The 1,546-nt window shown below is 76.6% G+C and carries 2 protein-coding genes; both read right to left on the bottom strand.

What is annotated here, in order from left to right:
• Positions 1–52 precede the first annotated feature (52 nt).
• The gene (locus tag ACFUEL_RS39560) at positions 53–928 is read right to left on the bottom strand and encodes a M56 family metallopeptidase (RefSeq protein ID WP_380243043.1); all 876 of its coding nucleotides are present in this window, start codon (positions 926–928) and stop codon (positions 53–55) included.
• Between the two features lie 3 nt (positions 929–931).
• Positions 932–1,375, bottom strand: a complete 444-nt coding sequence (locus ACFUEL_RS39555) for a BlaI/MecI/CopY family transcriptional regulator (protein WP_380243041.1) — start codon at positions 1,373–1,375, stop codon at positions 932–934.
• Positions 1,376–1,546 lie beyond the last annotated feature (171 nt).

Genomic DNA, 1,546 nt, shown 5'->3' with positions numbered 1-1,546 from the left:
TGGGGGTGGCGCCCTTCACCCGCAGCCGCAGCGCGACCGCGGCGTTCAGCGCCTAGACCGCCGAGACTGCGGCCCCCGCCGCCGCCACCATCGCCGCCACACCCGCCGGAGAAGCCGGCGGCGGCCAGGACTCGCCCAGCGCCGGACTCAGCAGCGCCGTCACCCGGCGCGGCACCGGACCGGGCGCCGCGAACGCCGCGAACGACGCGGCCGGACCGCCGCCCCGGGTCACCAGCGCCGCCCGGGCCACCGCCCGCGCCGTCAACCGCCGGTCACCCACCGACCCCGCCGCCTCCTCGTCCGCCCAGCGCTCCGTCGCGTACCCCACCGCCTTCTGCAACGGCCGCAGGAACGGGTTCACGCAACTCGCCAACTGCGCCGCCAGCAGGAAGCGGTGGTGCCGGTTCGCCAGGTGCGAACGCTCGTGCGCCAGCAGCGCCCGCTGCTCGTCCGCGTCCAGGCTGTCCATCATCGCCGTCGACACCACCACCCGCCCCGGCACGCCCGGCACCGCGTACGCGTACGGCTCCGGGTCCGGCAGCACCACCAGGTCCGAATCCAGCGGCATCGGCGCCAGCACCCGCTGCGCCCGCGCCCGGACCCGGAGGTGCCGGCGCAGCGAACGCGAGCACGCCGTCAGCACCGTCACCAGGCCCACCACCGCCGCCGTCCCCACCTCCTCGTGGAACGGCACCGCCGTCCGGATCTCCGGATCCGACCAGCTGTCCGGCAGCGGGTTGCCCGGGATCTGCGCCGTGCCCACCACGAACAGCAGACCCAGCGCCAGCGTGCTGCACACCGCCATCGTCACGCCGATCCAGAACAGCAGCCGCACCGCGTTGCGCGGATGCAAGTGGTGCTCGGCCAGCCGCGCGATCGGCAGCGAGGTCAACGGCAGCACCAGCGGGAGGAAGACGAAGAAGCCCATCGTTCAGCGCCCGTCGTCCCCGCCCCCGGCACCCGGGGACGACTCCGCCGCGTTCAGCAGCACCCGCAGCACCTGCTCGTCCTCCGGCGTCAGCGCCGTCACGAACGAGGCCAGCACCGCGTCCCGGTCCGGCTCGGTGTCCAGCAACCGCCGCATCCGGCGGGCCGTCAGCCCCGCCGCGTCCGCCGCCGCCGACCACACGTACGCCCGGCCCGCCCGGCTGCGGACCACCGCCTGCTTCGCCAGCAGCCGCGACAGGATCGTCATCACCGTGGTGTACGCCAGATCGCCGCCCACCTGCTCCTGCACCCAGGACGCCGTCACCGGCCCCGGCGCCCGGTGCAGCACCGACAGCACCTCGGTCGCCAACTCGCCCTGCCCGCGCCGCCTGGGACGCCCGCCGTCGCCGCCCTCGCCGTGCCCCGGGTCGACACCCGCCAACTCCATGGGAGACTCCCTCCGGCACGGCCGCCCCGCGCCCGACTCGGACAGTTCGACCCCCATCGTAGGGCCTGCCCCCGGACCCCCGGCCGGCCGCGCCCGCCGCCCGCACGGCTCGGACGGGGAGGGCGCGCGGCGCTCCGGCGCCGCAGGACCGCAGCCCGGACGGGCGGCGGC

The organism is Kitasatospora sp. NPDC057198, from assembly GCF_042670125.1.
Taxonomy (GTDB): domain Bacteria; phylum Actinomycetota; class Actinomycetes; order Streptomycetales; family Streptomycetaceae; genus Kitasatospora.
This window is presented reverse-complemented; position numbering and strand designations above follow the sequence as displayed.